This is a genomic window from Brevibacterium sp. OS20 (genome assembly GCF_056837565.1).
The window spans coordinates 654296-678532 of sequence record NZ_CM166367.1; the positions used below are offsets into that span (position 1 = coordinate 654296).

The 24237-nt window shown below is 62.6% G+C and carries 18 protein-coding genes; 12 read left to right on the top strand and 6 right to left on the bottom strand.

The window, feature by feature from the left end; genetic code table 11:
• Window positions 1-96: 96 nt before the first annotated feature.
• Window positions 97-1368 (top strand): MFS transporter, encoded by a 1272-nt coding sequence (locus tag ACVZTU_RS02810; RefSeq protein ID WP_139469992.1) that lies wholly within the window; start codon window positions 97-99, stop codon window positions 1366-1368.
• Window positions 1369-1596: 228 nt separating this feature from the next.
• On the opposite strand, the gene ACVZTU_RS02815 is transcribed toward ACVZTU_RS02810, so the two are convergent.
• Window positions 1597-2505: a sulfite exporter TauE/SafE family protein gene (locus ACVZTU_RS02815; protein WP_482401334.1), complete on the bottom strand. Its 909-nt coding sequence runs from the start codon at window positions 2503-2505 to the stop codon at window positions 1597-1599.
• Window positions 2506-2901: 396 nt separating this feature from the next.
• On the opposite strand from ACVZTU_RS02815, the gene ACVZTU_RS02820 reads away from it, so the two are divergent.
• The 9 genes from ACVZTU_RS02820 (at window position 2902) to ACVZTU_RS02860 (ending at window position 13286) form a co-directional block, all read left to right on the top strand.
• A complete protein-coding gene (locus ACVZTU_RS02820; RefSeq protein WP_482401335.1) occupies window positions 2902-3777 on the top strand; it encodes a sirohydrochlorin chelatase in 876 nt (291 codons plus the stop codon).
• Between the two features lie 140 nt (window positions 3778-3917).
• Complete coding sequence (locus ACVZTU_RS02825) at window positions 3918-5645, top strand: nitrite/sulfite reductase (RefSeq protein ID WP_482401336.1); 1728 nt, start codon at window positions 3918-3920, stop codon at window positions 5643-5645.
• The gene (locus ACVZTU_RS02830) at window positions 5642-6451 is read left to right on the top strand and encodes a phosphoadenylyl-sulfate reductase (protein WP_482401337.1); all 810 of its coding nucleotides are present in this window, start codon (window positions 5642-5644) and stop codon (window positions 6449-6451) included. The genes ACVZTU_RS02825 and ACVZTU_RS02830 overlap by 4 nt, the downstream gene beginning before the upstream one ends.
• Window positions 6448-7410, top strand: coding sequence for a sulfate adenylyltransferase subunit CysD (gene cysD / locus ACVZTU_RS02835; protein ID WP_482401338.1), 963 nt, complete (start codon window positions 6448-6450; stop codon window positions 7408-7410). Before ACVZTU_RS02830 ends, cysD begins: the two co-directional genes overlap by 4 nt.
• Window positions 7410-8789 carry a sulfate adenylyltransferase subunit 1 gene (locus ACVZTU_RS02840; protein ID WP_482401339.1) on the top strand — a complete coding sequence of 460 codons (1380 nt, stop codon included), beginning with the start codon at window positions 7410-7412 and terminating at the stop codon, window positions 8787-8789. Before cysD ends, ACVZTU_RS02840 begins: the two co-directional genes overlap by 1 nt.
• Window positions 8786-9598: a uroporphyrinogen-III C-methyltransferase gene (gene cobA / locus ACVZTU_RS02845; protein ID WP_482401340.1), complete on the top strand. Its 813-nt coding sequence runs from the start codon at window positions 8786-8788 to the stop codon at window positions 9596-9598. Before ACVZTU_RS02840 ends, cobA begins: the two co-directional genes overlap by 4 nt.
• Window positions 9595-9921 carry a ferredoxin gene (fdxA, locus tag ACVZTU_RS02850; RefSeq protein ID WP_482401341.1) on the top strand — a complete coding sequence of 109 codons (327 nt, stop codon included), beginning with the start codon at window positions 9595-9597 and terminating at the stop codon, window positions 9919-9921. Before cobA ends, fdxA begins: the two co-directional genes overlap by 4 nt.
• 70 nt (window positions 9922-9991) lie before the next feature.
• Entirely contained in the window at window positions 9992-11401 is a 1410-nt protein-coding gene (locus ACVZTU_RS02855; protein ID WP_482401342.1) for an FAD-dependent oxidoreductase, read from the top strand.
• A 214-nt stretch (window positions 11402-11615) separates the two neighbouring features.
• Entirely contained in the window at window positions 11616-13286 is a 1671-nt protein-coding gene (locus ACVZTU_RS02860; protein WP_482401343.1) for an APC family permease, read from the top strand.
• Between the two features lie 345 nt (window positions 13287-13631).
• Here the strand turns inward: ACVZTU_RS02860 and ACVZTU_RS02865 are convergent, their stop codons facing one another.
• The 4 genes from ACVZTU_RS02865 to wecC form a co-directional block, all read right to left on the bottom strand.
• A complete protein-coding gene (locus ACVZTU_RS02865; protein ID WP_482401344.1) occupies window positions 13632-14651 on the bottom strand; it encodes a DUF6414 family protein in 1020 nt (339 codons plus the stop codon).
• A gap of 72 nt (window positions 14652-14723) precedes the next feature.
• Window positions 14724-16085 carry an ApeA N-terminal domain 1-containing protein gene (locus ACVZTU_RS02870; protein WP_482401345.1) on the bottom strand — a complete coding sequence of 454 codons (1362 nt, stop codon included), beginning with the start codon at window positions 16083-16085 and terminating at the stop codon, window positions 14724-14726.
• Window positions 16086-16850: 765 nt separating this feature from the next.
• On the bottom strand, window positions 16851-18830 hold the full coding sequence (locus ACVZTU_RS02875) for an acetoacetate--CoA ligase (protein ID WP_482401346.1): 1980 nt from the start codon (window positions 18828-18830) through the stop codon (window positions 16851-16853).
• A 687-nt stretch (window positions 18831-19517) separates the two neighbouring features.
• The gene (gene wecC, locus ACVZTU_RS02880; protein WP_482401740.1) at window positions 19518-20777 is read right to left on the bottom strand and encodes a UDP-N-acetyl-D-mannosamine dehydrogenase; all 1260 of its coding nucleotides are present in this window, start codon (window positions 20775-20777) and stop codon (window positions 19518-19520) included.
• A gap of 301 nt (window positions 20778-21078) precedes the next feature.
• Here wecC and wecB point away from each other — a divergent pair, with 301 nt between their 5' ends.
• Both wecB and ACVZTU_RS02890 read left to right on the top strand, forming a co-directional pair.
• Window positions 21079-22242 (top strand): non-hydrolyzing UDP-N-acetylglucosamine 2-epimerase, encoded by a 1164-nt coding sequence (wecB, locus tag ACVZTU_RS02885; protein WP_482401347.1) that lies wholly within the window; start codon window positions 21079-21081, stop codon window positions 22240-22242.
• Between the two features lie 11 nt (window positions 22243-22253).
• On the top strand, window positions 22254-23429 hold the full coding sequence (locus tag ACVZTU_RS02890; RefSeq protein WP_482401348.1) for a glycosyltransferase: 1176 nt from the start codon (window positions 22254-22256) through the stop codon (window positions 23427-23429).
• A gap of 6 nt (window positions 23430-23435) precedes the next feature.
• On the opposite strand, the gene ACVZTU_RS02895 is transcribed toward ACVZTU_RS02890, so the two are convergent.
• Window positions 23436-24224, bottom strand: a complete 789-nt coding sequence (locus ACVZTU_RS02895) for a hypothetical protein (protein WP_482401349.1) — start codon at window positions 24222-24224, stop codon at window positions 23436-23438.
• Between the last annotated feature and the right edge of the window lie 13 nt (window positions 24225-24237).

The following is a 24237-nucleotide window of genomic DNA, read 5'->3' on the forward strand; positions in this document are numbered from 1 at the left end:
GGGTGACGAGCAACGGTGCCTGCATCCTGCAATTCCACGATCCACCACCGGCTTCGCCAACCACGGCATCCGGGCACCTACAAGAAGAGGCACACGATGACTGAGACACCCGTCGAGTCCCGCGAAGACAAGTCGCGGGCCCGCAAGGCCGTAGTTGCGGCCGGACTGGGCAACGCCCTCGAATGGTATGACATCATCCTGTTCGGGTTCATGGCCACCTCGATCACCGCGGTCTTCTACCCGGGCGAAGGCCTGTCCGCGCAGCTGATGACCTGGGCGACCTTCGCCATCACCTTCGTCGTCCGCCCCCTGGGCGCGATCATCATCGGCCGCTATTCGGACAAGCACGGCCGCAAATCGGCCTTGTCGCTGACGATCGGTCTGATGACCCTCGGCGTGTTCATCATCGTCATCCTGCCCGGCGAAGCGACCATCGGCATCTGGGGCGCGATCGGCCTCATCATCGCCCGCATCATCCAAGGCATCTCCGCCGGCGGCGAATTCGGATCAGCCACAGCCTTCCTCACCGAGAACGCCAAGCGCGGCAAGGCCTACTACGCCTCCTTCCAGACCGCTACCCAGGGCATCTCGATGTTCCTGGCCGCCGGAATCTCGTGGATCCTCAGCTCGGCACTGAGCGAAGAGGCCCTGCACTCCTGGGGCTGGCGAGTGGCCTTCGCCCTCGGCCTGCTCATCGGACCCGTCGGCTGGTACATTCGCTCGAAGATGGATGACACTCCTGAGTTCAAGGCCGCCGAGAAGACCGACAACCCGCTTCGCGTCCTCCTCAGTGAGAACTTCGGTCGCCTGTTCTCCGCGTTCCTCATCATCGCGATGGCCACGATCTCGGTCTACCTCATCACCTTCCTGCCGCAGTTCGCCGTCACCAACCTCGGTCTCGACGCCTGGGCATCATTCCCCGGCGCCGTCGTCGCCGGTGTCATCACCCTCATCGGTGCCCCGTTCGCCGGCCGCCTGGCCGACCGGGTGGGACCGACGACCGTGATGATCCCGACGACCATCGTGGGCATCATCGTCGCCTGGCCGATGTTCATCCTCCTGACCGCGAATCCCTCGATCGGAGTCCTCACCCTGTGCGAGGCGATCGTCGGCCTGTTCATGGTCTTCTACTTCGGTCCGATGCCGGCGCTGCTGTCCGAACTGTTCCCCGTCAAGGTGCGCAGCTCCGGCATGACCATCGCCTACAGCTTCGGTGTCGCGATCTTCGGCGGCTTCGCCCCGCTCATCCTCACCGCGCTGCTCGGCGCGACCGGTCTGCTGACCGTGCCCGGCTTCTACTACGCGGGCCTGTCGCTGCTGTCCCTCATCGGCGTGATCATGGCCCGGAAGCTCTACAGCCAGCGCTGACCGCACCGCAGACCCGAACAGACCCGACCCCGCGATTGTGCGGAGTCGGGTCTGTTCGCGTGTTCTCGCCGGCTCAGCGGCCTTCACCCGCAGGAATCGTGTGCTTGACGGGGTTTCCTCGCCTCGTTCAAGTCGGCCCGCGAAAATAGGTGCGTGTACCTCGCGATAAGCGAGCTTGGCCTTGAACGACGGTATGGAAGAGGGAAGGAGCGCCCTCGCCGAGGCGGTTCACCCGCCGACGGGCACCTCGACTCCAGCTTCCTCGGCCTTCCGCGCCTTCGCTGCCGCACGCTCGATGCGCACGACGTGGGCGAGGAGTGCGAACCACACAAGTGCCAGGCCGCCGAGCGTCAGCCACACAGCCGACGAACCGAGGCCGATGGCGAGCAGGATGGTGCGGACGTTCGTGAGAACGATGATTCCACCTGCGGCGACCGCAAGCACCTTGGCCGGCAGCAGCTTCACCAGCCATGCGGCGAAGGGTGCGGCGATGACGCCGCCGACGAGCAGCGCCGCCACGATCTGCCATTCGATGCCCTGTGATCCGAGTGCAATGAGGAATCCGAGCGAACCGCCGACCGCGACGATGAACTCGCTGGTGTCGATCGAGCCGACGACCTTGCGCGGCTCCAAGCGTCCCGAGGACAGCAGCGTCGTCGTCCCGACCGGACCCCAGCCGCCCCCGCCGATCGAGTCGAGCGTGCCGCCGATGAGCCCGACGGGGACGAGCATCTTCGCGCTCGGCCGTGACTTGAACGTCGGACGCGCACCGCCGAGTGCCAGGAAACGCCAGATGACGTAGATGCCGAGCGCCAGCAGGATCCCTGAGATCCATGGGGTCGCCGCTTCGCCGTCAAGACTGGCGAGGAACGTCGAGCCTACGATCGCCCCGACGAACCCCGGGCCGGCCAGAATCGCGACGGTCCGCCAGTCGACATTGCCGAACTTGTGGTGCGAGATCCCCGACACCAACGTCGTCCCCAATTCAGAGAAGTGCACCGCCGCCGAGGCGGCCGCCGGTGCCGTACCCGCCGCGAGCAGAAGCGTGGTTGAGGTGACCCCATAGGCCATGCCCAGGGAGCCGTCGATGAGCTGCGCGATGAGCCCGACTATTCCCAGGATGATGAGCTGACGCATGTGCTTGCCTTTCGTGGATGACGCGGAGGATGTGGAGGCGCAGAAGATTGGTGAGGCGTCGAAGATGCGGACGGTGCCGGCAACGCAAAGACGCGTTGACAACACACACTAGCGAAACTGTTGAGCAGAAAGGAAAATCGGCCGCAATCCTACGAACTCGGTCGCCGTGTGTCGAAAGATGACGTCGAATGTCGATATTTCGCTGATGAACAGCCTGTATGCGACGCCGAGGCGGATGGGTTACGCTGTGCGAATGCATTCAATCCAAACGATCACTGCTCGCCCTGGTTGCTCAGTCGTTGAGCAATCAGCCTGCCCGGTGACCTTGATGGCCCCGGGGCAGGTGCGGGAACGGGTGCAGAGGCTCGCGCAGAGAAACGCTGAGGAGCGGGCGCAATGACAGGGTTGCCGTCGGTGGGCCTGATCTCCCACGGAACTTCATCGCCGACCGGGCAGGTCCTCATCGAGGTGCTCGCTGCGGAGGTCGCCATGGACCTGCGCATTCGCGGGATCGCTGACGAAGTCATGCTCGGGCACGTGGACGTCCAAAAACCCGACGTCGACGAGGTGATCGCCCGATTGCCCGCCGACCGTCCGGTCATCCTCGTGCCGCTTCTGCTCTCGCCGGGGTATCACGTCCATGTCGACCTCGCCGAGGCGGCCGGCCGTGCCGCTGAATCCGGCCGTGACGTTCGACGAACCCCTACCCTTGGGCCGGATCCGAGGCTCGCAGAGATCCTCGCCGATCGACTTCCGCCCTTGAGGAGCAGCGACGACGTCATCCTCGCCGCTGCCGGGTCGAGCGACGAGCGAGCGAACGAGTCCTGCCGCGAAATGGGCAGGTTGCTGGCCGCAGAGCTCGAGCGTCCCGTCGAGGTCGGCTTCCTCGCCGGCGGAGGAGTGCCGTTGAAAGAACTCGTCGGACGGAGCCGCAACCGCGGTGCCCGACCCGTGCTGGCGAACTACCTGCTGGCCCCGGGTTTCTTCGACGACCTCGCCCGCAAGCACGTAGAGGGCGGCACTGACTCGACCGGCCACCTCGCTCCGCCGCTTCTCACCGGAGGCGGCACCACGTCCGCCGTCCCGCCGAAACTCGTCGACATTGTCCGCGACCGGGTCCGCGAGGGCATCCGCGGCCAAGTTCGCGACGGTGTTCTCGCGGCCGGCCTCAACAGTGGCCACGGTGGCGCCCATGCCGAAGGCGGCTGTCCTGCCTACGTCCAACCTCACACCCAACCCCACAACCTCACCCCGCAGATGCTCAACGCTTAACCGCACCCACGCAACCGCCCACGGCAGGCCGTGACGCCATATGTCACTTCGTGACACAAACCCTTCGGTAATTGGTTGAGCAATTCGGCATTCGTGTAGCGTGATTCATCACTGGTTCCCCTCAGCGTTTGGAGACAGCAATGTCCACTCAGGTGGAAGAGAACAAGGAAACGGCAGGTAAACAGGCCGCAAAGCGGCCCGCCCGCCCGAAGAAGTCCAATGGGCAGTGGAAGATCGACGGCCATGAACCGTTGAACAAAAATGAGATCGACAAGGCCGAAGACAACGGCCTCAACGTTCGCGCCCGAATTGAGACCATCTACTCCAAGCGCGGATTCTCGTCGATCGACTCCGACGACCTGCACGGCCGCTTCCGCTGGTGGGGCCTGTACACGCAGCGCAAACCCGGAATCGATGGCGGCCGCACCGCGAAGCTCGAGCCGCATGAGCTCGAGGACGAGTACTTCATGCTGCGTGTCCGCATCGACGGCGGAAAGCTCACCACCGAGCAGCTGCGCACGATCGCCGACATCTCCACCGAATTCGCCCGCGACAGCGCCGACCTCACCGACCGCCAGAACATCCAGCTGCACTGGATCGAGATCGAGAACGTCCCCGAGATCTGGCGCCGCCTCGAAGCCGTCGGCCTGCAGACCACCGAAGCCTGCGGCGACGTCCCCCGCGTCATCCTCGGCTCACCCGTCGCCGGCATCGCCGCCGACGAACTCATCGACCCGACCCCGGCGATCGAAGAGATCTCCCGCCGCTACATCGGCGACCAGAGCCTGTCGAACCTGCCCCGCAAATACAAGACCGCGATCACCGGCCACCCCAGCCAAGACGTCGTCCACGAGATCAACGACTGCTCCTTCGTCGCCGTCGAACACCCCGAACACGGCATCGGCTACGACCTGTGGGTCGGCGGCGCCCTGTCCGTCGTCCCCCGCTTCGCCGAACGCCTCGGCGCCTGGGTCGCCCCCGACCAGGTCGTCGAGACCTGGCTGGGAGTGACCTCGATCTTCCGCGACTACGGCTTCCGCCGCCTGCGCAACAAGGCCCGTCTGAAGTTCCTGCTCGCCGATTGGGGTCCGGAGAAGTTCCGCGAGATCCTCGAAACCGAATACCTCGGATACAAACTCGCCGACGGTCCGGGACCGGCCAAGCCGATCACCGCCGGCGACCACGTCGGCGTGCACAAGCAGACCGACGGCCGCTACTACATCGGGGTCAGCCCCGTCGTCGGCCGCGTCTCGGGCACCCTGCTCAGCCAGGTCGCCGACCTTGCCGACAAGTACGGCTCTACCCGCCTGCGCACCACCCCGCACCAGAAGTTCCTCCTCCTCGACATCGAGGAGAAGGACGTCGAAGCCGTCGTCGCCGAGCTTGACGCCTTGGGCCTCTCCAGCCGCAAGGACCTCTTCCGCCGCTCGACGATCGCGTGCACCGGCATCGAATACTGCAAACTCGCCATCGTCGAGACCAAGCAGACCGCAGCCGACACCATCACGAAGCTCGAAGAGCGCCTCGCCGACATCGAGGAGCTGCCCCACCCGATCAGCTTCCACCTCAACGGCTGCCCGAACTCCTGCGCCCGCATCCAGACCGCCGACATCGGGCTCAAAGGCCAGATCGTCACCACCGACGAAGGCGAACAGGTCCCCGGATTCCAGGTCCACGTCGGCGGGGGCCTGGCCTCGAAAGACCGCGACGAGGCCGGACTCGGCCGCACCGTCCGCGGGCTCAAGGTCACCGCCGAGAACCTCAGCGACTACGTCGAGAAGCTCGTCCGTCGCTTCCTCGCCGGGCGTGGGGAGACCGAGACTTTCTCCGAATGGGCCCACCGCGTTGACGAGGAGGAACTGGTATGACCCGTACGAACACGACCACCACCGAGGCGACGCCCACCTCCGCAACCGCGGCGAAGGGAGGGGCAGCGACGCAGTCCCGCCCCGAACCGCGCCCCGTCGAGGAACTCAAGGCCCTCGCCGAGGCGGGTGCCCGTGAGCTCGCCGGTGACCCGGAGAACGGTGTTCCCGAGGCCAACCCCGCCGACGTCATCCGCTGGGTGTCCCGGAACTTCGACACCGCGGCCTGCGCCGTGGCCTGCTCGATGGCCGACGCGGCACTGCCGCATTACGTCGCCCAGTACCAGCCCGGCGTTGATGTCCTCTTCCTCGACACCGGCTATCACTTCCGGGAGACCTATGACACCCGCAACGAGGTGGCCCGCCGTGTCGACGTCCACATCGTCGACGTCCTCCCGGAGCAGACCGTGGAAGAGCAGGACGCCGAATTCGGCAAGGACCTCTTCGCCCGCGACCCGGGCCTGTGCTGCGCCCGCCGTAAGGTCGCACCGTTGAAGAAGTCGCTCAACGGCTACGAACTCTGGTTCACTGGAGTCCGCCGTGATGAGTCTCCCACCAGGACGAATACGCCGCTGATCACCTTCGATGAGAAGAACGGGCTCGTCAAGGTCAACCCCCTGGCTGCGTGGTCCTTCGATGATCTCCTCGACTATTCCCGCGCCTTCGACGTCCCGGTCAACCCGCTGCTGTCACAGGGGTACCCGTCGATCGGCTGCCAGCCCTGCACTCGCCCCGTCGCCGAAGGGGAAGACCCCCGCGCCGGCCGTTGGGCCGGATCGACCAAAACAGAATGCGGACTCCACACATGAGCATCGACACCCAGTTCAACCACGACACCCACACCGCCGAGGCGACACCCGCCCACAACCCGGGTGCGAGCCTGTCCACCCTCGACGTCCTCGAATCCGAAGCGATCCACATCATCCGTGAGGTCGCCGCCGAGTTCGAGCGCCCCGTGCTGCTGTTCTCCGGCGGCAAGGACTCCGTGACGGTCCTCCACCTCGCGGCGAAGGCGTTCTGGCCGGCGAAGATCCCGTTCGGACTCCTCCACGTCGACACCGGCCACAACTTCGACGAGATCATCCGCTTCCGCGATGAGACGGCGGAGAAGTACGGCCTCGACCTCACGGTGGCGAAGGTCCAGGACTACATCGACGACGGTCGCCTGCGCGAACGCCCCGACGGGACCCGCAACACGCTGCAGACCCAGCCGCTGCTCGACGCCATCACCGGCGGGAAGTTCGACGCTGTCTTCGGCGGTGCCCGCCGCGACGAGGACAAAGCCCGCGCGAAGGAACGCATCCTGTCCCTCCGCGACGAATTCGGCGGCTGGAACCCCAGCAGCCAGCGGCCTGAACTGTGGAACCTCTTCAACGGCCGCCACCTGCCCGGCGAACACGTGCGCGTGTTCCCGATCTCGAACTTCACCGAACTCGACGTGTGGAGTTACATCGCCCGCGAAGGGATCGAACTGCCCGAGCTCTACTTCGCCCACGATCGCGAAGTCTTCCAACGCGACGGCATGTGGTGGGCCACGGGCGAATTCTCCACCCCGCGCGACGGCGAGACCGTCACGACCAAGAAGGTCCGCTACCGCACCGTCGGGGATATGAGCTGCACTGGGGCCGTCGAATCGAGCGCCGATGACCTCGAGTCCATCCTCGCCGAGGTGGCCGCCACCACTGTGACCGAGCGCGGAGCCACTCGCGCCGACGACCGGATCTCGGCCGCGGCGATGGAAGACCGCAAGAAGGACGGGTACTTCTGATGACGACGACAACCACCACCGAAACAACCACCACCGAGGCGACGCCGACGTTGGATACGACGACGAAGACGCTGCTGCGCTTCGCCACCGCCGGATCCGTCGACGACGGGAAATCCACGCTCGTCGGCCGGCTTCTCCACGATGCGAAGGCGATCCTCGCCGACCAGCTCGCCGCCGTGACCGCCACCAGCCGGGAACGCGGATTCCTGGGAGGTGAGTTCGATTTCGCTCTGCTCACCGACGGTCTGCGGGCCGAACGCGAACAGGGCATCACCATCGACGTCGCCTACCGGTACTTCGCCACCGACCGTCGCTCGTTCATCCTCGCCGACTGCCCCGGACACGTGCAGTACACGCGGAACATGGTCACGGGAGCCTCGACCGCCGATGCTGTCGTCGTCCTCATCGACGCCCGCACCGGCGCGACCGAACAGACTCGCCGGCACCTCACCGTCGTCTCCCGACTGGGCATCCGCCACGTCATCATCGCCGTCAACAAGATCGACCTCATCGACTACGACCAGGCGGCGATCGAGACGGTCGAGAACGACATCAAGGCACTCGCCGACGAGATCGGCCTCGAGACCCCGCACCTCATTCCGATCTCCGCCCTGGCCGGGGACAATGTCGCCACCACCTCGGACAGCACTCCCTGGTACACCGGGCCGGCGCTGCTCGAACTCCTCGAGACCCTGCCGAGTGCGGACGAGGACACCGCCGACCTCGAGGCCTTCCGCCTCGACGTGCAGACCGTGCTGCGTCCCCAAGGGGGCCTGGCACCGGGTCTCGACCCCGAGGAATTCCGGGACTACCGGGCCGTGGCCGGACAGATCACGGCCGGGCGGGTCAGCCTCGGCGATGAGATCGAGATCCATCCTGCCGGGCTGAAAACGACGGTGACCGGAATCGATACCGCCAGCGGTCCCCTTGAGACCGCGAGTGCGCCGCTGTCGGTGGCGCTGCGGTTGGCCGATGACGTCGATACCGCCCGTGGCAGCGTCATCGCCGCGGCCGGCACCCTGCCCACCCCGCGCCGGGAACTGCGCGCCGAGGTATTCCCGTTCACGGCCGAGGGCCTGCGCACGGGGGATCGGGTGCTCATCAAGACGGGGACGACGACCGTGAAGGGGATCGTCACCATCGAGGCCAAACGCAACCTCGAGACCTCCGAGACCGAACCCGCCGAGGTGCTCGCCGGCAACGACATCGGCCTGGCCCGGGTGAAGCTGTCCGCCGAACTGCCGGTCCCGGACTTCCGCGACCACGGCACGGCCGGTGCCTTCGTCGTCATCGACCCGCAGACGGGCAACACCCTCGCCGCGGGAATCCACACCCCCGAGGCGGCCCCCAGCCCCGAATCCACCGAGGACCAGTCATGACGCTCTTCCTCCCACAGCAGCCGGGCACGGTGCTGCTCGTCGGTGCCGGACCGGGCGATCTCGGACTGCTCACCGTCACCGGTCTGCGCGCATTGGAACGCGCCGACGTCATCGTGGCCGACCGCCTCGGCGCCCGATCGGTCATCGATCAGCTCGAAACCGAACGCGGCGCACCCCTGGACGCGGAGATCATCGACGTCGGCAAGCTTCCGGGGCACCATCCGGTGCCGCAGAGCGGGATCAACGACATCCTCATCACACAGGCGAAGCTCGGCCGTCGGGTCGTCCGACTCAAGGGCGGGGACCCGTTCGTCCTCGGACGTGGGGGAGAGGAGGTCATCGCCTGCCGGGCCGCCGGAGTCGATGTCCGCGTCGTTCCCGGGGTGACCAGCGCGAACTCCGTTCCCGCGGTCGCCGGAATCCCGCTCACCCACCGAGGCGTCGCCACCTCGTACACGGTCGTGACCGGTCACGACCAGCTCAGCGAGATCGGCGGGGGACGCGACCACACCGTCGTCGTGCTCATGGGAGTGGGCACACTCATCAATTCGGCGATGGTGCTCGCCCGATCCGGGCGCGGTGACGACTGCCCGGTCGCGATCGTCGAAGACGGTTTCGGTGAGAACCAACGAGTGACCATCGGAACCCTCGGCGACATCGCCTTCCGCGCGGCTCGCCGAGGCGTCCGCTCACCGGCCGTGATCGTCGCCGGTGATGTCGTGACCTTGAGCCCCTACGCCGATGGTGCGTTCACCCAGGCGACAGAGCCTGTGCCAGCGCACGCATCCGAACTCGTGAGGAACCCATGACCTACATCATCGCCCAACCGTGCGTGGATCTGAAGGACCGAGCCTGCATCGAGGAATGCCCGGTCGACTGCATCTACGAAGGCACCCGTTCTCTCTACATCCACCCCGACGAATGCGTCGACTGCGGGGCGTGCGAACCCGTGTGCCCCGTCGAGGCGATCTTCTACGAAGACGATGTGCCCGATGAGTGGGAGGCCTACTACAAGGCGAACGTCGAATTCTTCGACGACATCGGCTCCCCGGGCGGAGCAGCCGCTCACGGGATCGTCGACAAAGACCACCCCTTCATCGCAGCTCTGCCGCCGCAGAATGCGGACGACTGAACACCCCGCGACTGACTTCTCAATGACGACGAGCGACACTTCGCTCACCTCCGACTGATCAAGGAAAACCATGCCCGCTATTCCCTTCAGAGTGGCCATCATCGGCGCCGGTCCCGCCGGCATCTACGCCGCCGACCTGCTGACCAAGGCCGAACATGACCTGGAACTGAGCATCGACCTGTTCGAACGCCTGCCCTCTCCCTTCGGGCTCGTCCGCTACGGTGTCGCCCCCGACCATCCGCGGATCAAGGGCATCATCAATGCGCTCATCAAGGTCCTCGACCGTGGTGACATCCGCCTGTTCGGCAACGTCGAATACGGGGCCGACATCAACCTCGGCGAGCTCACCGACCGCTACGATGCGGTGATCTTCTCCACTGGCTGCTTCGTCGACGCACCCCTGTCGCTGCCAGGCATCGACCTGCCCGGTTCCTACGGCGCCGCCGACTTCGTCAACTGGTACGACGCCCACCCCGATGTCGCACAGACCTGGCCGCTGGATGCGGAGAAGGTCGCGGTGCTCGGCAACGGAAATGTCGCGCTCGACGTGGCCCGGGTGCTCGCGAAGCAGGCCGATGACCTGCACACGACGGAGATCCCCGACCATGTGTATGAAGGACTGAAGTCCTCGAAGGTCACCGATGTCCACGTGTTCGGACGGCGTGGCCCCGCGCAGGCGAAGTTCACTCCGCTCGAGCTGCGTGAGCTCGGTCAGGTCGAAGACGTCGACATCATCGTCTACGCGGAGGACTACGAGTTCGATCAGGGGTCGCTCGAGGCCATCGAGTCGAGCAACCAGGTCAAGCAGGTGACGAAGACGCTCACGGACTTTGCGATGCGGGAGGAGACCGGGGCGAAGCGGCGGCTGCACCTGCACTTCCTCCACGCACCGGTGGCCATCCTCGGCGAGGATCGGGTGACCGGTCTGCGCACGGAACGTCAGGAACTCGACGGGACCGGTGGCGTCAACGGCACCGGGGACTTCCACGACTGGGACATCGATGCCGTGTACCGGGCCGTCGGCTATGCGGGAACGCAGCTGCCGCAGCTGCCCTTCGACGAGGCCAAGAAGGTCATCACGAATCACGAAGGACGCGTCGTCGACGCCGAAGATCAGGGCCAGGCTGCCGAGGCGGACGTCATCCCCGGCGTGTACACGACCGGATGGATCAAGCGCGGACCCGTCGGGCTCATCGGTCATACGAAGGGCGATGCGCTCGAGACGATCGGACACATCCTCGACGACCAGGCCGCCGGGGCGCTCACCGAACCCCTGTACCCGGAGGAGTCCTCGATCGTCGAGCTGCTCGAATCGAAGGGCGTCGACTTCACGGACTGGGAGGGCTATCACCGGCTCGAGGCCGCCGAGAAGGCCCTCGGTGTGGCCGAGGGACGTGAGCGGGTGAAGATTGCGACTCGTGAGGCCATGCTCGCCGAGGCGCGCGCCCACCTGACCGCGGACGCGAACGCCGGGAGCTGAGACCCGCGCCCACCGCGTCGGCACCCACCTCGAGGCGCAAACCTCACATAGTGACCCTCAACGTTCCACCATTCGACCCCGAACACCGAAAAGAGGTGTTCGGGGTCGTTTGAGTCTGTGACCTGGCCGTATAACACGGCTATGTAATTGACATCACACGCCGATCGGAGAAAACTAGCGGCGGATAAACTGCCGTCTACCCTGGGAGGCAAAGATGCCCTCACAAAGTTCCCTGTCGTCGGGCTCGCCCACGAGCGTGACCGTCGTCCATGACAAAGGGCTCAAACGTGATATCGGCAAGACCGGCCTGCTCTTCACCGGGGTCGGGTCGATCATCGGCTCCGGTTGGCTCTTCGGTGCCTTCGATGCCGCGAGCATGGCCGGCCCGGCCGCGATTCTGTCGTGGGCCCTGGGTGCGGTCCTCATCATCTTCGTGGCCCTGAACTATTCAGAGCTCGGTGTCATGTTCCCCGTCGCCGGCGGTGTCGTGCGCTACCCGCACTATGCCTTCGGTTCGTTCGCCAGCTACACCAGCGGGTGGATCACGTGGCTGTCGGCGGCGGGAACCGTGGGCATCGAGGTGCTCGCGGCCGTCCAGTATGCCTCGAGCTATATGCCGTGGCTGATGGAGTCGAAAGAGGGGGTGCTCGTCCTCACGGTGCCGGGCATCTTCGTGAGCATCGCGATGGTCGCGGTCTTCTGCATCATCAACATGTTCGGCGTGAAGTTCTTCGCCCAGTTCAACAACGTGCTCGTGTGGTGGAAGCTGCTCGTCATCGTCCTTGTGTTCATCGGACTGGCGCTGCTGGCGTTCAACCCCGGTCATTTCCACATGCCCGAGTTCGGCGGTTTCGCTCCCAACGGCATTGCCCCGATCTTCGCGGCCCTGCCTGCTGCGGGCATTGTCTTCTCCTACCTCGGATTCCGTCAGGGTGTGGAGTTCGCCGGTGAGACGAAGAACCCGCAGAGGAACGTGCCCTTCGCCGTCATCGGATCGATCGTGCTCACCGGCATCATCTACATCCTCCTGCAGGTCGCGTTCATCGGCGCCATCCCTACCGACCTGCTCAAGGACGGTTGGGGCGGACTGTCGTTCTCGAACTCGGCGGGACCGTGGGCGGAGATCGCGATCATGCTCGGTGCCATGTGGCTGGCGATCATCCTCTACATCGACGCCGTCGTCTCCCCGGCCGACACTGGTCTGATCTTCACCGCGCTCACACCGCGGCTGTCGTATTCGCAGGCGCGCGTGGGCAATGCCCCGAGTGCCATGACGAAGCTGAACAAGAAGGGCATCCCGTGGTTCGGTCTGCTCATCACGTTCATCGTCGCCTGCTTACTGTTCTTCCCGTTCCCGTCGTGGGCGAAGATGGTCGGGTTCATCACCTCCGGCACCGTCATCTCCTTCGGCTCCGGTCCGATCACGGTGGCGGCATTGCGCCGTCAGCTGCCTAATCAGGAGCGTCCGTTCCGCCTGCCTGGTGGAGACGTCCTCCCGTTCCTCGGGTTCCTCGCTGCGAACCTCATTGTGTTCTGGACTGGGTGGGACACGAACTGGAAGCTGTTCCTAGCGATGGCTCTGGGCTACGTCGTCCTCGGCCTGCACTATGCGTTCAGCGACCGCAGCAAGATCCCGCCGCTGCAGTTCAAATCCGGTTGGTGGATGATCCTGTGGCTCGGCGGACTGGCCGTGCTCAGCCTGCTGAGCAACTACGGCGAGGGCGCCATGGGCGTGCTCACGTTCGGCTGGGGCGAGCTGGTCTGCACCATCTTCACCGCCGTCGTCTTCTACGTCGGCATCAAGACCCGCTTGAAATCAGCGGAAGTCGTCGCCAATGTAGAGAACACGAAGGAGACCGCAGCCGAACACATCGACGGGGAATGATCCCTTGACCGAACGTCGAATCCTTCGACACTAGGTAGCGAAACCCTCGCCGAGGCGGCCCGACCCCGTACCTCCACGACAGTGGCATACAGGGTCGGGTTGGCTCTACGTGTCGACATCCGTGGCTTGGCAGCCAGGAGTCCGATACGGTTCCAGAAAGCGGCCTCTGACACGGAGGACGACGATGACCACAATCGGCAACGGACTCACCGCGAGAGAACCGACCGATCAGGAACGCAACGCCCTACAGGTGCTGTCAGTGTTCCCGTTATAGAGTGCGGTGATAGCACCCGAGTTCACCCGCCCGGTGGGACCGACACAGGCGTACTACACTAACCTCGTAATCTACGCATAAATAGCAATCGGAATCACCTTAAAAGACGCACCGTCTACCCTTGAACTCAAGGACAGATCAATCGGTGAAAGATTCGACTCCCCACTCATCTTCTCTTCAATCGACTGCCCGCCGCTTTGAATGACACGATTGAACTCACCAAATGCCGAATCTATCAACTCCGGATTTACAATATCCAACAGTTTATTCCGACTAAAAACAGCCCGATCTCTTATCGCACGTTCGGTGACTTTTCCTAGCACAGTGAATTCTCCATCAAGAATTCTATCTTCATCAGCAACGGTAAAATTGGCCGCGTCGCATATTGTGATTGCTGTCAAGCCATCGACAACATCGCCATAGAATTCCCTTGTCTTATCGCTCCTGAAATCCACGCGCACGGCTTCCGTGATCTCGCGAGCTAAGTTAACCTCCGACTCGAGTGTCTTGTCGAATTTGGCGGCATTTTGTTGAAATTCTTCGAAAGACTCAAATGTTTCACATTTGGACCACTTCTTGATTCGGGCAGTGCGATAGATGGCAGCGACTAGGGTAGGGTTCAGTACGTCGAGCACCGCTGCCGATTGCTCGACTCGAAAATTAGCTGAAAATTCTACAAAAGTTCCTGGTTCAAGATTTTCGGCATCTTGAACCGTAGCTATCGTGCGAATTAGCTTACGCTGCCGAAGTTCCTTGCGCACGTGATGCAAGTAGTAGGCCTGCGAATAGACGAATTCATAAGTATTTCTTGTGGTCTCCAATGTTCTGGAACCAAGCCCGCCTCCAGCTGTTCCTCCTACCTCCAGACCAGCTCTTCCGAAACCGGGAACTTGGCCTGACAGGTTGGCCTTAACCGCTGTCGAGCCTTGGCCCTGAGACTTGGATTCCCCGTCCACGCCCGACTCCATGGTCTCCGTTGAGACAAGGGGCCGCTCGTAAAGTTGTTGGAGCAGTCCCGACACGTGGTCTGGTTGTTGATAAATTACGACACTTGGAGATTCGTGCGGCCTAGTGTCTTTCGTGCTTGCCATATTCAATAAGATCCTTCTGAATTTAATTGCGAATAGTTTCAAGATAACTGGGTAGCGAAATGATTGAAACCGCTAGCTCATCTGCTTCCGTAGATGCTCGATTGTTTTGTAATGTTGGTTCGAGTTGAGGTTAAGAGTGATCTTCGATTCATGGACATCTATTCGTTTTGAAACCCATATTCGAAACAATAATGACATCTCGAGCCATGATAGGTAGGAAGTTGTCGCATCTGGCAGTTTTCTATTGGCATGCTTTACGGAATTGTAGACAGCAGCGGCCCGCTGAAGCCATTGATCCGATTCTAGGGCAAGAACATTTGGGCGAGAGTCTTCTGTAATACGTTCTAGTCGTCGCATGTGGGGCTCGTCTTTAGCCGCTCGAGCCGATATGCCGGATTCAAGAGCCAATAGATATCCTATAGCTTCCATAGCCATGCCAGATTCTGCAATCCTAGTATTGATTGAAGCGGTGTTCTCGAAAAGAGACATCATGATATCTATTCCTCGACCAAAATGCTTTCTTAAAGAGAACCATTTCGCGACCCCCTTTTCGCCAACGTCGGAGAAGAGATACATGAAATTGGGGTTACTTGCGGTCGAAGGTTTGATTCCAGTTTCATGAGTTACGACATTTCTCCACGGTCGATCTGCGATATCCCCCGAAGCTACTAAGTCCGGGTCGTCGTGCCGGCGTGCGCGATGAGCAAGATAGTTCAGCGGTTGCCAGGCTGAGATGCGAAGCAGGTCGCGCACAGCATGATGTATTTGAAAATGGTCTTCCCAGTCTCGCGGCTTGGCGTCACTTGTTTCTACAAAGACCCGCTCAGTTATTACCGTTTCATCTGCTCGTCCCTTGTCGGTCCTAAATGATGGAACAAATCTAACGCCCATTTCTTTCGCGACGTCAATTGGAGGAGGGGTCTCGAGTTGAATATCGATTCGTTTCACTCGACCGGCTTCGTCCCGTTTCATCCCTTGTTCCATGCTTCGGAGACGAAGCCAATCTCCTAGCCCTTCCAGTTCAGATTGAAGGCTATCGACCGAAATGTAGGAGCTGCGCTCAACTCCGAGCACTACGAAGCGGATCTTTACTGTACCTTGGCCACAGTGACTGCCCAGCCCGCGCTCTCTCCACGACGCGCCATAGGTTCCTACTAGGCAGAGTGCCCCGCGAGCGTCCTTGAAATGGAGTTCCTCGGGAATTTTATAGGAAAACTTAGTTTGATCTGTGTCGTCTCCAAAGCTTGCAAAGCCGGAGAGGAACCACCGTCGGTACTCTTCTCCGACTAGTTTGCTAATCCAGGGAATGGCTAGTGTGATTTCACCGTTCGCATTGGACAGTAGCGTCGCCATGTGAGCGGTCCTCGGATCTTCATCGAAGATGAACCCGATCCGGGCGTCGCCATCGCCTAGTGTATTTTCAGTTGATGCCACGAGTTGAACTCTAGCGGTACAACGCTGACAGTTCTGGTTACGAACTGGTTTCGATTCGGGCTAAAAACCGTTAACGGCTACAGCCGTGCATTAGAACTTATGTATTCCACCATGATGCGGTGCGTATTCGGTTCCCAGCTGTCGGAATGTTCAACTTCCTGAGCAACATGAATCGGAATAGAGAAGTCGTATGCTTCAGCTGGAGGTGCGAGTTCTCTTGGGTCCTGCTCAAGGCGGTTCTCCATCAGTGGAGATAACCCAGACGGCGTTCTAGTTCTTAAGCGTCGGAACGAGACCCGCCCATGGCTCGATCTGTAGTCTGCGCTCGCGACTATATCTTGGAGTTCGTCACCCGGCCGCAATTCGGTTCCACGCGGAAAGTGGTCGAAGCTCTAGTTGAGCTGTAGTCCGGTCCGGGAGGTCCGTTTAATCCGGGCACCCTGACTACTGGAAGGCTTCCAAGACGGTCCGAAGCACGGTTGCGCCCTTCGATGACGAGTTCATGGAACTCCTCAAGGACCGCGCCGAATACATCGGTGAGCGCTTCGTCAAGTTGACGGGTTCAGCCCTCTCGGTGTGGACCATGCCTATCTCTAAGCCCAGCGTTTTGACACTGCCTTCTAGGACAAGAGGTTCAGCCCCGGCTTGTATCTGAGCACTCATTCCAGAGCATAAAAACGCTGCAACAGCTGAATACCCCAAACCTTCGCCGAGGCGGCCCGACCGAAATCGTGGGGCCGCCTCGGCGATGTTCGTTGCTTTGATTTAAGCTCCCGCGTCCGTAAACCGCGCAAAGTACTCCAGCGCCTCGAACGAATCCACAGCATCCGGGTTCGCCACCTTCCCCAGCGCATGCCCCTGGATAAGCCGCTTCACCGGCACCTCGAGCTTCTTGCCGGTCTTGGTGTGCGGAATCGCGGGCACGGCGATGATGGCATCGGGCACGTGCCGCGGCGACGCCTTCTCCTTCAGCTCCCGTGCAACCCGACCCTGCAACGCGTCATCAAGCGAAACCCCCTCGGCCAGCACGACGAACAGCGGCATCCAGTACCCGCCGTCGGGCTGCTCAGTACCGATGACCAGGGATTCGGCCACCTCGGGGATGCCGTCGACGACGTCGTAGATGTCGGCGCTGCCCAGGCGCACCCCCTGCCGGTTGAGGGTGGCATCCGAGCGGCCGGAGATGATGACGCTGCCGTGGTCGGTGATGGTGATCCAGTCGCCGTGGCGCCAGACTCTCGGGAACATCGAGAAGTACGTGTCGCGGTAGCGCTCACCGTCGGGATCGTTCCAGAACTTCACCGGCATCGACGGCATCGGTGCGGTGATGACCATCTCGCCGACTTCGCCAACCAAAGGCTGACCGGAGTCATCCCACGACTCCAACGCCACACCGAGGACCGGCCGAGACAGCTCACCGGCCCAGATCGGAGCGTTCGGTGCGGATCCAGCGAAGCCGCTGACGACGTCCGTGCCGCCGCTCGTCGAGGCCAGCTGCACGCGTTCGCCGACGGCATCGCGCACCCACGGAAAGCAGTGGGCGGGCACCGGGGCGCCGGTGGCGCCGATCGTCCGCAGCGCGGAGAGGTCGAACTCCTTGCCGGGTTCGATCCCGGCCTTCATCCCGGCGAGGAAGATCCCGGGACTGACCCCGAGCACGTTCGCCTTCGTGTCCGCGGCGATCTCCCACAGCCGGCTCGGCCCCGGATAGAAGGGGCTGCCGTCGAAGCACACCGTGGTCGCACCACCCACCAGCGCAGAGGCGACGAGGTTCCACATCATCCAGTTCGTATTCGTGTACCAGAAGAACCGGTCACCCGGCCGGATGTCGAGGTGGAGACCCAGCAGACGCAGGTGATCGATGACGACCCCGCCGTGGCTGTGCACGATCCCCTTGGGAATCCCCGTCGTACCCGAGGAGTACAGCACCCACAGCGGGGTATCGAAATCGACGCGCGTGAACTCGGGTTCGGCATCACCGGAGGCAATATCGTCCCAGGCGGCGAGGTTCGTGATCTCACCATGTTCATCGATGAATTCCTCGCCGAGGTTGCCCACCCCGACCACGGCCCGCAGGCTCGGCATCCGGTTGGCTAAGTCCGCGACCTGGTCGCGGCGGTCGAAAGCCTTGCCGTTCCACAGGTAGCCGTCGGCGGCGAAGAGCACCTTCGGTTCGAGCTGTCCGAGTTTCGTTGCGGCACCTTCGGCGGCATAGTCCTGAGCGCAGGCCGACCAGATGGCCCCGACCGAGGCGGAGGCGAGGAATGCGATGAGTGTGTGGTGGGTGTTCGGAAGGTAGCCGACGACGCGGTCGCCTTCTCCGACTCCTTGGGATCGCAGCCAGTCGGCGACGCATCCGACCTGGCGGCGGAGTTCTCGCCAGGTGGTGTCGGTGCGCTCGCCGGATTCTTTGATGGTGATGATGGCTGGTTCGTCGGCGAGTTTGTCATCAAGGCCGGCCCGCAGAGCGTGCTCGGCGTAGTTCAGTCGAGTGCCGGGGAACCACGAGGCACCGGGCATGGACCGGTCAGCGAGCACCTCGGTGTAGGGCTCATCGGCGATGACGTCGAAGAAGTCCCAGACAGCACCCCAGAACCCGTCGAGGTCGCTCACCGACCATTTCCACAGATCGTCGTAACCAGCCAAAGTCTGTCCGGTGCGCTGATTGGCGAAGTCGATGAAGTCGGCAATCTGCGGACGCGGGGTCTGATTGGGGTCGGGAAGCCAGATCGGGTCAGCCGTCAATTCTTCTCCTCAGCACAGCAACGGGCGGTAGCGATAGCGATCTCCACCAGCCGAAACGAGGCACACTCGTTCTGCGGTGGAGACGTTGAGTCCACCTTACGCCGCCATCCCAGCGGCTTTTGCAGGCCGCCCAAAACGCAACTGCGCCACTGAGAATTCTCAGCGGCGCAGTTGCTGGGGCGACCGTTGTGGGTTCGGCCCAATGCATTTGGCAGTTGTACCGAATTGATGGAATATCGACGGGCCAGTCGAGGAAACTCGCCTGCTTTTCACCTCAACCGATGGTCGATCGACCCTTGCAGCTCCGTCACTTGGGTGCTTAGTTTTTGGATTTCTACATGCATCGTGTTCGTCGAGTCACGGAGCATTTGAACGTCGCTAGATTTGATCTGGATGGTAGCGTCTTTGGACTTGATCGAGTGTGAAACAACTGCAGCCAGAACTATGAGAACGCAACCTGAAATTATGACCCAGCCCGCCTAGCCGGAATCGAATCCACCAATTATTGGACCGGCTACGGCTCCAATGAGGCTTCCCCCAAGTGCTGCACTCAATGAACTTAGTGAAGTATCGACGATCCACTCTGGTACTCGGAGTCTTGATCTATCGGTGTCGACCATCTTCCCATCCTATGTAGGGCGAGGAATGGAGCGGAAGACTTAGATAAGACTTGAGATGCGGCCCGACTCAGCCCCACACCCCGCGAGTATCGTGAACGATCTTCTGCGTGAGCAGAGTCCGGTCGATGCGGGTGAACTCATTGTGGTCGACGAGCAGCAGCACGATATCGGCAGCGCGAATGGCTTCGTTCACTTCAGTGAGAGTGACGTTGTCGCGCTCCTCGAGTTCCGAAGGCAGGCTGTCGATGTTCGGCTCGACCGCCATGATGTTCGCATCGGGGAGTTCGTCGGCAAGCCGACCCACGATCTGCCGGGCCGGGCTCTCGCGCAGGTCGTCGATGTTCGGCTTGAAAGCCAGGCCAAGCGCCGCGATCTGCACATCCTGGATGCGACGAGCCTGGGGGAGGAGCTTGTCGAGCACATAACCAGGCTTCGAATCGTTGACCTCACGCGCGGTGCGGATCAGTGACGACTGCTCGGGCGCAGTGGAGACGATGAACCACGGATCGACAGCGATGCAATGACCGCCGACACCGGGACCGGGCTGCAGGATGTTGACTCGAGGGTGGTGGTTCGCGAGCTTGATGAGCTCCCAGACGTTGATATCGAGACCGTCGGAGATCACCGACAGCTCGTTGGCGAAGGCTATGTTGACGTCGCGGTAAGCGTTCTCGGTCAGCTTAGCCATCTCCGCGGTACGAGCATCGGTCATGAGGAACTCGCCCTCACAGAACAACTCGTACAGGTCGCGGGCACGTTCACCGGCATTGCCGTTGAGGGTGCCGACGATGCGATCATTCGTCCGCAGCTCGATCATGATCCGGCCGGGCAGCACCCGCTCAGGGCAGTGCGCGAAATAGACAGTCTGTGCACTGCCGGGTTTGAGCGTGAGATCCGGGCGTTCCCTGATGATCGTCTCGGCCAGGAACTCCGTTGCTCCGGGAGGCGAAGTCGATTCGAGAATGATGAGCTCATTGCCCTCGAGCAGGCGTGCAATCTGCTTACCCGCAGTCTCGATGTAAGACAGGTCCGGTTCGTGCCCGTCCTTGAACGGCGTCGGCACGGCGACGATGTAATTGTCCGCGTGCGGAGTCTCGGTCGTGGCTCGCAGGTAACCCTGAGAGACGACACCGGCCACCGTTGTCGCCATGTCCGGCTCCACAAAGGGAACTTTGCCGGCGTTGATCGTGGCTACAGCATCGGCGTTGATGTCGACGCCGACGACCTCTGCGCCCGAACTGGCCAGAACAGCTGCGGTCGGAAGACCGATATAACCGAGGCCGATGACGGCGACGGAGGGGCGTTGAGAGGTGGCGGTGGGCGGCATGTGTGCGATGCTCCAAACTCGAGATGAACGACTACTGATGTTACCCGAGAGCTTCTCGAGGCAACCTGACCACAATGACTCACGAAATGACCGCTGACGTGACTTCATCATCAACTTTGAGTGAATGCGCTGTGAAGGTCTTCTGATTCGGTCAGCGAAGGTGGGTTCGTCATGATGAGATGAATGGAGTCGGTATGTCCAAGTTCTGCAGAACTGCATACCATTACCCACATCGGCATTGAAGCGAGAACCCTGCCTCGCCGAGGCGGCCCCCGTGGTTCTCCCGACCAGGAGTTCGTGCGTGACCCCCACTGTCCTCACCGTTTTCGGCACCAGGCCGGAAGCCATCAAGGTGGCCCCTCTCATCCGGGCGATCGAATCGAGTGCGACCCTGCACTCCCGCACCGTCGTCACCGCCCAGCATCGTGAGATGCTCGACCAGGTCAATGATCTGTTCGGAATCGTCCCGGACGTGGACCTCAACATCATGTCTCAGGGACAGACACTCAACGGGATCGCCTCCCGTGTCATCGGCGAACTCGACGCCGTGCTGGAAGACGAGGCACCCGATGCCGTGCTCGTCCAGGGCGATACGACCACGGTCATGGGTGCCTCCATCGCCGCCTTCAACCGCGGCATCCCGGTCATCCACCTCGAGGCCGGACTGCGCTCGGGGAACCTGCTCAGCCCCTTCCCCGAGGAAGCCAACCGGAAGCTGACCAGCCAGATCTCCGCACTCCACCTGGCCCCGACCGCACGGTCACGTGACAACCTGCTGGCCGAGAGCGTCAATCCGGCCGACGTCGTCGTCGCCGGGAACACCGTCATCGACGCCCTCCACATCGCCGTCGACATGAACGTGGCACCGGCCGACCCGGTCGTCGCCGACTATGTCGCCTCGGACCGCCCGAAACTGCTCGTGACAACTCACCGTCGGGAGAACCTTGGCTCGTCCATGGAGAACATCGGAGACGCGCTGGCAGAACTCGCCGCTGCCCGACCCGAACTGCTCATCCTGCTCCCGGCCCACCGCAACCCGCTCGTGCGCGAAGCCGTTCTGCCCAGAGTCGAGAAGTTCGACAACGTTCTCGTCACCGAACCGCTGTCCTACGGCGAGTTCACCACGGTCATGGCCGCCTCGGACGTTGTCCTCACCGACTCCGGCGGCATCCAGGAAGAAGCCCCCAGCCTCGGCAAACCCGTCCTCGTCATGCGTGAGAACACCGAACGCCCCGAGGCGGTCACCGCAGGTTCGGTCAAACTCGTCGGCACCGACACCACCGTGATCGTCACCGAAGTCTCCCGACTCTTCGACGACGCTCTCGCCTACGAAGCCATGGCCAAGGCCGTCAACCCCTACGGTGACGGACGAGCCGCCGCCCGGTCGGTCGCAGCCATCGAATCGCTGCTCGGCGTCGGCGACCGCATCGCGGAATTCGCACCAGACGTCGCCTTCGCCGACTGACGGCGACGATCGTGGCAGTTCAAACGCGCACCGTGCTGGTGACCCGCATGGGTGTGGGCATCTTCGACCCCGTCTGGTGGCGAACCCGACTCGGACTCTTCAGCAGCATCACCGCCGCCAGCGTGGCCGCGATGGGCAACCGAGACCTGGTGTGGGCCATCCTGCTCGACTCGGACCTGCCGCCGGACATCCTCGGCGATGTCCACGACGTCATCGACGCCCACGGACTCACCGACACGGTTCGCTTCCACTTCGTCCCGGATCACTCCCGCCTCGGCGACACCGTGCGCGCGGCGCTCAAGGCGGAGACGCACCCGAAGCGTCCCCTCCACGCCCAGCTGCTCGATGACGATGATGCGATCTCGGCCCGATTGCACGACGCCCACCTCGAGGCCTTCGAACCGGATGTTGCCGGGGCGCAGGTAGCCACGACCGCGAAAGGCGTCGGCATCGACGCACCGCGCGGCAACCGAGGCGAGCTGATCTACCCCAGTCACGTCCCGAACTCGACCTTCTTCGGTTCAGCGACCGACGTCGGTGACCTCATGCTCTCCTCCCACCGGAAATGGCTGACTACCGCGGTTCAGCGCGGGGGACTGGCCCACCGAGTCGAGACCGACACCGATGACTGGCTCTACCTCTACCATCGGCAAGGCGACGGGGACTACGACTCGCGGATCGCCCAATTCGGCGACTCCATGCGCCCGCTCACCCAAGCGGATCTCAACCCGTTCGGCATCGACCTCGAAGCGTTCCGAGCCAGCGTCGTCGAACACGAAGCAACCCCGGAGACGATGGGTCTCACGTGGCGTCGCACCCAGCCGCAGCAGTACGCTCTGCTCGATCTGCACCGTCGGACGCGCAAGCTCAAGCAGAAGTGCATCCGCATCAACTCCGACATCTTCGGACAGAGCGAACCGTTCTTCTACCTGCGTTCGCCCCTGCCCGGCAAAGCGCGGAAAGCCGGCGCCACCGAATTCATCGGAGTCGGCACACCCGGCAGCCGCATCGAACTCTGGTTGAAGGGCAAAAACGACTTCAAGCACATGGGATCGGCAGAATGCGCCGAAGACGGCAGCTGGTCGATTCGCCAGAACTTCCGAGCATCGAAATGGTCGGTCGAACTGCGTCAGTTCTCCGGAGACACCGCGGCCAATACGCTTCCGTTCCGCCTCACTATCACCTGAGGGTTCTCAGCTGCCGACGACGTCCTTGAGGATCGTGCCCAACAGGGCACGCTTCGGCGGAACATGGCCTTCACCGGCATCGACGAGGTGGGGCTCCACCTGGTGATCGTCCGGCAGCACATCGAAGAACGGCGCATAGTGGTGCTCCATATGATCGCTGTCGCCGGAGTTCTGCACATAGAGCACCGAATTGGTCACGGGACGACTGTAGAGCTCGATGACATCGGTGCACACCGGCAGCTCGCCGACGGGCAGTCCGTCCCACGCATAGTTGAGGTACCGGTTGACGATGACCGGCACATAGTTGCGGATCGTCGTCTGCGGGTTGACCGGAACAGCGATCGACCCGGAAAAGTGCGTGGAGTAGTAGAGGGAGGCGAAGCCGCCACCGGATGCGCCGAAGAAGACGAGTCGACGCTCCGGACCGTCGAATCTGGAGATGATCTCAGTCAATGCGTCCTGCAGCTTCGGCTGCCGACTGCTGCCGGCGTACCAGCCGAGCTTGATCCGGGAATCGACGTAGAGTGACGGGTCGCTGATGAACAGACGATTCGCGGCGACGTCTTCGGAGAACGTGGCCCCGGAGAACACCGGGTACCGACGCACAGCCTTCGTGATCGCGGCATGGAAGAAGACGACGGTGGTGTCGAACCCGCGATCGTCATAACGCAGATCGATGGGGACGTCATCGAGCATGATCGTGTACGTCGTCGAGGCGCCCGGCTGGGGCCCGGTGAACGCCGCCACCGATTCGACGTGGTGGTGCCCCTCCTCGGGGATGGTGCGTTCGATCATCTCTTCAACTCCT

Excerpts from the sequence above, each read along its gene's own strand:
- ACVZTU_RS02810 (WP_139469992.1), top strand. The coding sequence starts at position 97 with ATGACTGAGACACCCGTCGAGTCCCGCGAAGACAAGTCGCGGGCCCGC.
- ACVZTU_RS02815 (WP_482401334.1), bottom strand. The coding sequence starts at position 2,505 with ATGCGTCAGCTCATCATCCTGGGAATAGTCGGGCTCATCGCGCAGCTC.
- ACVZTU_RS02820 (WP_482401335.1), top strand. The coding sequence starts at position 2,902 with ATGACAGGGTTGCCGTCGGTGGGCCTGATCTCCCACGGAACTTCATCG.
- ACVZTU_RS02825 (WP_482401336.1), top strand. The coding sequence starts at position 3,918 with ATGTCCACTCAGGTGGAAGAGAACAAGGAAACGGCAGGTAAACAGGCC.
- ACVZTU_RS02830 (WP_482401337.1), top strand. The coding sequence starts at position 5,642 with ATGACCCGTACGAACACGACCACCACCGAGGCGACGCCCACCTCCGCA.
- cysD (WP_482401338.1), top strand. The coding sequence starts at position 6,448 with ATGAGCATCGACACCCAGTTCAACCACGACACCCACACCGCCGAGGCG.
- ACVZTU_RS02840 (WP_482401339.1), top strand. The coding sequence starts at position 7,410 with ATGACGACGACAACCACCACCGAAACAACCACCACCGAGGCGACGCCG.
- cobA (WP_482401340.1), top strand. The coding sequence starts at position 8,786 with ATGACGCTCTTCCTCCCACAGCAGCCGGGCACGGTGCTGCTCGTCGGT.
- fdxA (WP_482401341.1), top strand. The coding sequence starts at position 9,595 with ATGACCTACATCATCGCCCAACCGTGCGTGGATCTGAAGGACCGAGCC.
- ACVZTU_RS02855 (WP_482401342.1), top strand. The coding sequence starts at position 9,992 with ATGCCCGCTATTCCCTTCAGAGTGGCCATCATCGGCGCCGGTCCCGCC.
- ACVZTU_RS02860 (WP_482401343.1), top strand. The coding sequence starts at position 11,616 with ATGCCCTCACAAAGTTCCCTGTCGTCGGGCTCGCCCACGAGCGTGACC.
- ACVZTU_RS02865 (WP_482401344.1), bottom strand. The coding sequence starts at position 14,651 with ATGGCAAGCACGAAAGACACTAGGCCGCACGAATCTCCAAGTGTCGTA.
- wecC (WP_482401740.1), bottom strand. The coding sequence starts at position 20,777 with ATGCCGCCCACCGCCACCTCTCAACGCCCCTCCGTCGCCGTCATCGGC.
- ACVZTU_RS02895 (WP_482401349.1), bottom strand. The coding sequence starts at position 24,224 with ATGATCGAACGCACCATCCCCGAGGAGGGGCACCACCACGTCGAATCG.